This is a genomic window from Streptomyces sp. NPDC043867 (assembly GCF_056435845.1).
In genome coordinates, this window is the sequence record NZ_JBWKDS010000075.1 from 7,231 (window position 1) to 16,018 (window position 8,788).

An 8,788-nucleotide genomic window follows, 5' to 3' on the forward strand; every position below is an offset into this window, starting at 1 on the left:
GTCCGATGCCCGACACCGGCCTTGCGCTGCTGGGAGGTCTGCGGGGCCGACACCGGCCTTGCGCCGCTACGAGGTCTGATGCCCGACACCGGCCTTGCGCTGCTGGGAGGTCTGCGGGGCCGACACCGGCCTTGCGCCGCTACGAGGTCTGATGCCCGACACCGGCCTTGCGCCGCTACGAGGTCTGATGCCCGACACCGGCCTTGCGCTGCTGGGAGGTCTGCGGGGCCGACACCGGTCTCGCGCCGCTACGAGGTCCGTGGGGCGGCCGTACGGGGGACAGCCCCGTCAGGGCAGATCGGCCGCGGAGTCCTCCGGCGCCAGATCCGGACGGAGCCGGTGCCACGACGGCTGCCTCAGCATCCCGGCGCGCGTCCGGGTGCTGTAGCGCACCTCGCCGACCAGGAGCGGCAGCACCCAGTGCGCTCCCGGCACGGGCGGCGCCGGGTCGAAGGGGCAGCCGGCGCTCCGGGCGGCGTCCAGGAGCCCGGCGAGCGCCAGTCGTTCGTCCTCGCTCCAGCCGGTGCCCACGCTGCCGACGTAGCGCAGCCGTCCCGCCTCGCGCTGCCCCACGAGCACGGCGCCGGGCAGCCCGGTGAGCCGTCCCCGGCCGGGCGACCAGCCGCCGATGACGACGTCCGCGATCCGCATGTTCCGGATCTTGATCCAGGCACGGGAGCGCACTCCGGGCTCGTACACGGAGTCCAGCCGCTTGCAGACCAGCCCCTCCAGGCCGTTGTCGCGGGTGAGCTGGAGCGCCGCCTCGCCGTGCCCCACGATCGCCGACGGAGTGGACCAGGCGGGCCCGTCGAGACCGAGCGCCTCCAGTTCGGCGCGCCGGCGCGCATAGGTGAGCTTCGTCAGGTCCTCCCGCAGCTGCATCACGTCGAACAGCATCAGGTGGGCGGGCTCCTCGGCCGCCCGGCGAGCCGCCCTGGCCGGTGCGTGCGCGAGGCCCATCCGCGCCTGGAGCCGCTGGAAGTCGCCCCGCCCCAGCTCGTCGAGGACCAGGATCTCCCCGTCCAGGACCGCCGGTGTGCTCCCGAGCGCCTCAGCCAGGGGCAGCAGTTCGGGGTACGCGGCCGTGATGTCCTCCCCGGAGCGGGCGCGCAGCACCACGCTGCCGTCGCCGGGCAGATAGACCACCACGCGCTGGCCGTCCTGTTTGGTCTCGTAGGCCCACCGCGGGTCCTGTGCGGTGGGGGGCAGCACACCGGGCGTGGCGAGCATGGGGGCGATGCGCGGGAGTGTCACAGCTCAGTTGTCGACCGGTCAGGGCCCACACCACTCGCCCCGCGCCGGTTTTCCCCTGAACGGGTCCGCCGGTCAGCGCTCCAGCGCCTGCGCCATCAGGGTCTGCAGACGCAGACCGCGGCGGACGTCCAGCTCGCCCGGCACCCCGGTGCGTACGGCGGTGGCGAACTCCCGGCGCAGCACGGGCCAGCCCTGCTCGCCGTCGAGCCCGGTGCTGTCGAACACGAGTGGGGGCCGGGCGCTGAACAGCTCGACGCGGGTGACGCCCTGCGGGACGTTGACGGAGCCGGAGAGCGAGGCCTGGCTGACGGCGCCGTTCGCGTGCTCGCAGGTCAGCTCGATCCAGCGGCGCGGGTCGCCGGTGCCCCGGATGGCCACGACGGGCCCGACGGCCGCGTCCAGCAGGTCCAGCAGGTGGGGCCCCAGGTCCAGCAGCGCGCCGTGCTCGAGTCGCCAGGAGGTCGCGAAGTCGCCGCCCAGGAAGGCGCCGTGCACCAGACAGGAGCGGGCCCCGAGGACGTCGAGCCGGCGAGCGGTGTCGAGGAACGTCCGCACCACCGGGTGATACCGGTTGCTCAGCACGAGCTGGGAGACGACCCCGGCCTCCTCGACGGCGTCCGCGAGCCGCCGCGCCGACGGCAGATCGCCGCCGAGCGGCTTCTCCAGCAGCAGCGCGCGGCCCGCCCGCGCCGCCCGGGGTGCGAGGTCCGCCTGCACGGCCGGGGGCACGGCGAAGGCCACCGCCTCGCAGCGGTCGAGCAGTTCCTCGAAGCTCGCGGCGACGCCGGCTCCGTACGGCGCGGCGGTCTCCCGCGCCGCCTCGGCGCGCCGCGCCCACACGGCCGTCAGCCGCGTCTCGGGACCGGCGGCGAGCACGCGCGCGTGTACGGCCCGCGCCCAGGGACCCGCACCGACGAGCCCGACTTCGACCGGGGGAAAGGACCAGGCCGACGGAGTGCCGTTCACGGAAGTCCGTTCTGTCGTCTGTCATGTGTTGTCTGCCGGGCGCCATGAATGCCCGGGATGCCGGAACTCCATCACGAACGGGCGGGTCCTGACCAGGTCCGAAGCGGTGTCCGTCCCCGGGACCGCGCACGCCGGGGATCCGCGCCTCGCGCCTCTGTCGTACAACCGGTGCACAGCGCCATCATTCGGTCATGGATCCCACACACGACGAAGACGGCATCGCGGACGGCCCTTCCCTGCCCGCACTGCCGGAGGACTGGCAGCGGTGTCTCGCGGTGGCGGCGCACCCCGACGACCTGGAGTACGGTCCCGCCTGCGCGGTCGCCCGCTGGACGGCCCAGGGCAAACAGGTCGCGTATCTCCTCGCGACACGCGGCGAAGCCGGCATCGACGGTCTGCACCCGGACCGGGCGAAGCCGTTGCGCGAGGCCGAGGAGCGGGCCGGGGCCCTCGAAGTCGGCGTCGACACCGTCGAGTTCCTCGACCACCGTGACGGTGTCGTCGAGTACGGACCGGAGCTGCGACGGGACATCGTGCGGGCGCTGCGGCGCCACCGCCCCGAGGTCGTGGTCACCGGCGCGTTCACCGTCCGCATGATCGGCGGCATGACGAACCAGGCAGACCACCGCGCCGTGGGCCTGGCCGCCCTCGACGCGGCCCGGGACGCCGGCAACCGCTGGATCTTCCCGGAGCTGGAGAACGAGGGACTGAGGCCCTGGAACGGCATCCGTATGGTGTGCGTCGCCGGCGCCGAACAGTCCACCCACGGCGTGGACGTGACGGGAGAGCCGCTGGAGCGGGGCATCGCCTCACTGGCGGCACACGCCGAGTACACCAGGGGACTGGGCGACCAGGGTTTCGAGCCGGGCCCGTTCCTGACCTGGATGGGCCGCATGGCGGGCCGGGCGCTCGGCGTCGAGGCCGCGGTCCTCTTCGACGTCCACCAGCGCATCCCCGACGGTCCGCCGCCCTGGGTGTGAGCGGCCGCAGAACCGGGAGGACACGACGGACCGGCGCCCCGGCGGCGGAACTTGACCTGATCGAGGGTTTCTCCGGCCGGTCCTGAGCCTAGGCTGTGCGGCGTTGATCACCGCCACCATCCCTGGAGCGAACGTGACTCTGCCCCGTCAGCAGGCCTCCGGGCGCCCGGCCGTCCTCCGCCGGGAAGCCGTCGCCGCGGTCGTCCCCGTCGCCGTCGCCGCCCTGCTGGCGGCCGCCTCACCGGCGGCGGCCGGGACGGGCGGAACCCCCGGCGTGGGGGACCCGTACTTCCCCCTCGCCGGCAACGGCGGCTACGACGTCCGCCACTACGCCCTGACCCTCGGCTATGACCCGGCCGGCCGCCACCTCGACGGCAAGGCGGTCGTCACCGCCCGGGCCACCCAGCGGCTCACCCGCTTCGACCTCGACCTCAAGGGCCTGAAGGTCACCGGCGTCACGGTCGGCCACGAGAAGGCGTCCTTCCGCAGGGACGGCCAGGAACTCGTGGTGACGCCACGGCACCCGCTGCGCAAGCACCAGGAGTTCCGCGTCGCCGTCGCCTACGGGGGCACCCCCGGACCGGTCACCGATCCGGACGGCTCCTTGGACGGCTGGATCCCCACGGACGACGGCGCGTTCGTGGCCGGTGAACCGCAGGGCGCCATGACCTGGTTCCCGGCCGACAACCACCCCACGGACAAGGCCACCTTCGACATCACCCTCACCGTCCCCGAGGGACGCACCGCGGTGTCCAACGGCGTCCTGCTCGGGCAGCGGACCGCCCACGGCCGCACCACCTTCCGCTGGCGGCAGTCCGGGCCGATGGCCGCGTACCTCGCCACGGCGACGGTGGGCACGTTCGAGGTCGAGCGGTACACCACCCCGGACGGGCTCCAGGTGTACAACGCGGTGGACCCGCGCGAGGCGGCCGAGGCTGCCCCCGTCCTCAAGAAGCTGCCCTCGGTGCTCTCCTGGGAGAGCGGCCTGTTCGGCCCGTACCCCTTCCGGGCCGCCGGCTCGATCGTCGACCACGCCCCGCGGGTCGGCTACGCACTGGAGACCCAGACCCGCCCCGTCTACGACCGCGCGCCGGACCTGAGCACCCTCGTGCACGAGAGCGCCCACCAGTGGTTCGGCGACTCCGTCTCCCTGACCAGCTGGAAGGACATCTGGCTCAACGAGGGCTTCGCGACCTACGCCGAGTGGCTCTACGCCGAGCAGCACGGCGGCGACAGCGCGCAGAAAACCTTCGACGGCCTGTACGCGCGCCCGGCCGGCGACGACCTGTGGGAGTTCGCGCCCGCCGACCCCGGCGACGGCGCGCACATCTTCGCGACTCCCGTGTACGCCCGCGGGGCCATGGCCCTGCACAAGCTGCGCACCGCCGTGGGCGACCCGGTGTTCTTCCGCGTCCTGCGTGCCTGGGCCACCGGCCACCGCGGCGGCCACGGCACCACGGCGCAGTTCGTCCGTCTCGCGGAGCGGCTGTCCGGCGAGGACCTCGGCGCGCTGTTCCACACCTGGATCGGCACCGCAGGCAAGCCGCCCGCGGCGTGACGCGCGCCGGATGACCGGAGCCGTCCCGTCAGGCCGGCCGCAGCCAGAGCGTCGTCAGTGGCGGCAGGGTCAGGCGCAGCGAGGCGGGACGGCCGTGGCTCGGCTCCGGTTCGGGCTTCAGCGGACCGGGGTTGGCGATGTCGCTGCCGCCGTAGCGGGCGAGGTCGGTGTTGAGGACCTCGTGCCAGGCGGGCACGTCGTCCGGGACCCCGAGCCGGTAGTCGTGCCGGACGACCGGGGAGAAGTTGCTGACGGCGAGCAACGGCGTGCCGTCGGCGGCGTGGCGCAGGAACGCGAACACGTTGTCCTCGGCCGCGTCGCCCACCACCCACGAGAAGCCCGCGGGGTCCGTGTCGCGCTGCCACAGGGCGGGCGCGTTCCGGTAGACGGTGTTGAGGTCGCGGACGAGGTCGCGGACGCCGCGATGGTCCGGCTCGGCGTCGTAGGCGGGGTCGAGCAGCCACCAGTCGGGCCCGTTCGCCTCGGACCATTCGCCGCCCTGGGCGAACTCCTGCCCCATGAACAGGAGCTGCTTGCCGGGGTGGGCCCACATGTATCCCAGATAGGCGCGTTCGTTGGCGCGCTGCTGCCACCAGTCGCCGGGCATCTTGGCCACCAGCGCCTGCTTGCCGTGGACGACTTCGTCGTGGGAGACGGGCAGCACGTAGTTCTCGCTGTACGCGTACACCATCGAGAAGGTCATCTCGTTGTGGTGGTACTTGCGGTGCACCGGGTCCTTGGAGATGTAGACCAGCGAGTCGTGCATCCAGCCCATGTTCCACTTCAGCCCGAAGCCCAGGCCGCCGTCGGAGGTCGGCCGGGTGACGCCGTCCCAGGCGGTCGACTCCTCCGCGATGGTGACGACGCCCGGGTTGCGCCGGTACACGGTGGCGTTCATCTCCTGGAGGAAGGAGACGGCGTGGAGATCCTCGTTGCCCCCGTACATGTTGGGTGTCCACTGGCCGGGCTCGCGGGAGTAGTCGAGGTAGAGCATGGAGGCGACGGCGTCCACGCGCAGGCCGTCGATGTGGAACTCCTCGCACCAGTACACGGCGTTGGCGACCAGGAAGTTGCGCACCTCGCGGCGCCCGTAGTCGAACTCCAGCGTTCCCCAGTCGGGGTGGGCGGCCCGGTGCGGGTCTCCGTGCTCGTACAGCGGGGTCCCGTCGAACTGCGCCAGCGCCCAGTCGTCGCGCGGGAAGTGCGCCGGCACCCAGTCCATGAGCACACCGATCCCGGCCCGGTGCAGGGCGTCGACCAGGTACCTGAAGTCGTCCGGTGCACCCAGCCGGGACGTCGGCGCGTAGAAGCCGGTGATCTGGTAGCCCCAGGAGCCGCCGAAGGGGTGCTCGGCCACCGGCATCAGCTCGACGTGGGTGAAGCCGAGCTCGGCGACGTAGGCGGGCAGCTGCTCGGCCAGCTCGCGGTAGGTCAGGCCGGGCCGCCAGGACGCCAGGTGGACCTCGTACACCGAGAACGGCGCCTCGTGCAGCGGCACGTCCGCCCGGTGCGCCATCCAGTCCGCGTCGCCCCACTCGTAGGACGACTCCGTCACGATCGAGGCCGTCGCCGGCGGCACCTCGGCACGCCGGGCCATCGGGTCGGCGCGCAGGGTGTGCGTCCCGTCCGGACGGGTGATGTCGAACTTGTACGTCGCGCCCGCACCGAGGCCGGGGAGGAACAGCTCCCACACACCCGTGGAGCCGAGCGAGCGCATCGGGTACGCGGTGCCGTCCCAGTGGCAGAAGTCGCCGCAGACCCTGACGCCGCGGGCGTTGGGCGCCCACACCGTGAAACGGGTTCCGGTGACGCCGTCGTGGACCATCGGTTGGGCGCCGAGCGCCCGCCACAGCTCCTCGTGCCGCCCCTCGGCGATCAGATGCAGGTCGAGGTCGCCGAGGGCGGGCAGGAAGCGGTACGGATCCGCCACCTCGGACTCGTCGCCGTCGTACGCCACGAGCAGCGTGTACGCGGGGACGGCGTCGAGCGGCAGGACACCGGAGAACAGCCCGTCGCCCTCGTCGTGCAGCGGTGTTCGCTTCCCGTCGACCCGGACGCTCACGGTCCGCGCGTAGGGCCGCAGGACGCGGAACCGGACACCGCCCGGGACCGGGTGGGCGCCGAGCAGGGAATGCGGGTCGTGGTGGGCACCCGACAGCAGACGCGCGCGGTCCGTCGCGTCCATCGCGGCGGCCTGCCGTACGCCGCGGGTGTCCCGGCCGGACTGCGGCGGTCCCGCCCGGGAGGTCATGGGGGCGGGTTCCGGCGTGCCGGACGGCGGGGCGGGGGCCGACGGATCGGGGACGACTGCGGTGTGGGGTGCCACGGCTCTGGAGCCTCCTTGGACAGGGAAAGGGAGAAGGACGGGGTGGGCCGGACGCGGGCTACTGCCGGCGCGGATTCAACGGTGTCTCGGCGAGCCGGGTGATCGCCGCCATCGGCACGGGCAGCCAGTCGGGCCGGTGCCGGGCCTCGTACAGCACCTCGTAGACCGCTCGGTCCGTCTCGTACGCGCGCAGCACCTCCGGCTCCTCCCGGGGGTCCCACCGCGCCTCGGCGGCGTAGCCGGCGCAGAAGGCCTCGCGGCAGCGCTGCGCCCACTCCGGCCGCCACGGGCGACGGGAGCGGGCCGCGTAGTCGAAGGACCGCAGCATGCCGGCGACGTCGCGGGCGGGGGACTGGGCGCGACGTCGCTCGGTCAGCGGGCGTGCCGGTTCGCCCTCGAAGTCGATGACGAACCAGCGCCGGCCCGCGCACAGCACCTGACCGAGGTGCAGGTCGCCGTGGATCCGCTGGGCGGGACGGACCTTGTCGAGCCGCGCGAGCGCGTCGTAGGCGCTCCGCAGCCCGGTCACGTACGGCAGCAGCGCGGGGACGGACCGGGCGGTGGTGTGCAGGCGCTCGGTCATCGCCTCCGCGAGCCGCCTGTTGTGACGCCGGCTCGGGGTGTCGAGGGGGAAGGCCTCGGCGAGGGCCAGGTGCACCTCGGCGGTGGCCCCGCCCAGCGCGTACGCCTCCTCGGTGAAGTCCCGCTCCGAGGTGAGCGTCTCGAGCGCCAGGGCCCAGCCGTCGGTGGCGTCGCGCAGGTACGGCTGGAGCACGCCGAGGGTCGCCCGCTCGGGGTGCGAGGTGTGGAACCAGGCGGCCGGCGCGGGTACCCGCGTGCAGCCCTGCCGGGCCAGCGACGCGGGTACCTCGAGATCCGGATTGACGCCGGGCTGGATACGGCGGAAGACCTTCAGGATGAAGGAGTCGCCGTACACCAGCGAGGAGTTGGACTGTTCGGCGTCGAGCAGGCGCGGGGCGAGCCCGGCGGGCAGCGGAACCCGGGTGTCGCGCTCGAACCGCAGTGGCCCGGCGGTTCCCGGGTGGCGCAGCCGCTCCAGCAGCAGCCCCGCCGCCTCGGAGTCCTGAAGGGCGTCGTACACCATGAGGCCGGCCAGCGGGCCCTCCTCGGCACGGCCGATGACGGCGGGCGCCAGTCTGGGCGGCAGGAACTCCCGCACGCCCAGCAGCAGCTGGTAGCAGTCGTCGGGCGGGGGAGTGGTGCCGGGCCCGCGCCCGGCCGGCGGGGCCTCGTGCTCGGCCCGTACCAGAAGATGCAGACAGCCCGGGTGCAGCTCCGTCACCGACAACAGGGTCAGGTCCGTGATGGTCCGGCCCTTCCCCGCGAACCAGCGCTGCCGCGGCAGCCATGCGTGCAGCAGCTCGGCGAGCGAGCTGAGCAGCGGGGCGCGATCGAGGCTGCTCGGTCTTTGCAGTGCGCTCTTCGGCATGGCGACGCGTCCTTTCAGGTACACGGTCAAGAACGCCGGATGACGCGGGAGGAGAGGGCACGGAGCCGGAACCAGTAGAAGCCGTGGCCCGCCAGCGTCAGCAGGTACGGCAGCTCGCCGATGGCCGGGAAGCGCACTCCGCCGATCAGTTCCACCGGGTGCCGGCCGTCGAATTCCCGCAGGTCCAGCTCGGTCGGCTGGGCGAAGCGGGAGAAGTTGTGCACGCACAGGACGAGGTCGTCCTTGTACTCCCG

7 protein-coding genes are annotated in these 8,788 nt (G+C 73.2%); 2 read left to right on the plus strand and 5 right to left on the minus strand.

Features of this window, described 5'->3' with window-relative positions; translation table 11 throughout:
* Positions 1 to 288 precede the first annotated feature (288 nt).
* Positions 289 to 1,254 (minus strand): ATP-dependent DNA ligase, encoded by a 966-nt coding sequence (locus AC069T_RS37570; protein WP_478787015.1) that lies wholly within the window; start codon positions 1,252 to 1,254, stop codon positions 289 to 291.
* Between the two features lie 72 nt (positions 1,255 to 1,326).
* Positions 1,327 to 2,220, minus strand: coding sequence for a Gfo/Idh/MocA family protein (locus tag AC069T_RS37575; protein ID WP_478787016.1), 894 nt, complete (start codon positions 2,218 to 2,220; stop codon positions 1,327 to 1,329).
* Positions 2,221 to 2,411: 191 nt separating this feature from the next.
* On the opposite strand from AC069T_RS37575, the gene AC069T_RS37580 reads away from it, so the two are divergent.
* Together AC069T_RS37580 and AC069T_RS37585 are read left to right on the plus strand one after the other, a co-directional pair.
* Entirely contained in the window at positions 2,412 to 3,200 is a 789-nt protein-coding gene (locus AC069T_RS37580) for a PIG-L deacetylase family protein (RefSeq protein WP_478787017.1), read from the plus strand.
* Positions 3,201 to 3,333: 133 nt separating this feature from the next.
* On the plus strand, positions 3,334 to 4,758 hold the full coding sequence (locus AC069T_RS37585; protein ID WP_478787018.1) for a M1 family metallopeptidase: 1,425 nt from the start codon (positions 3,334 to 3,336) through the stop codon (positions 4,756 to 4,758).
* 28 nt (positions 4,759 to 4,786) lie between these two features.
* Here the strand turns inward: AC069T_RS37585 and glgB are convergent, their stop codons facing one another.
* From glgB to AC069T_RS37600, 3 genes are all read right to left on the minus strand, one after another.
* The gene (gene glgB, locus AC069T_RS37590; protein WP_478787019.1) at positions 4,787 to 7,084 is read right to left on the minus strand and encodes a 1,4-alpha-glucan branching enzyme; all 2,298 of its coding nucleotides are present in this window, start codon (positions 7,082 to 7,084) and stop codon (positions 4,787 to 4,789) included.
* A 58-nt stretch (positions 7,085 to 7,142) separates the two neighbouring features.
* Entirely contained in the window at positions 7,143 to 8,534 is a 1,392-nt protein-coding gene (locus tag AC069T_RS37595; protein WP_478787020.1) for a maltokinase N-terminal cap-like domain-containing protein, read from the minus strand.
* Positions 8,535 to 8,560: 26 nt separating this feature from the next.
* The coding region (locus AC069T_RS37600) for an alpha-glucosidase C-terminal domain-containing protein (RefSeq protein WP_478787021.1) at positions 8,561 to 8,788 on the minus strand (228 nt) is incomplete at its 5' end.

Bases quoted from the DNA above. Each gene is read 5' to 3' on its own strand.
- AC069T_RS37595 (WP_478787020.1), bottom strand. From the start codon at position 8,534: ATGCCGAAGAGCGCACTGCAAAGACCGAGCAGCCTCGATCGCGCCCCG.
- AC069T_RS37580 (WP_478787017.1), top strand. From the start codon at position 2,412: ATGGATCCCACACACGACGAAGACGGCATCGCGGACGGCCCTTCCCTG.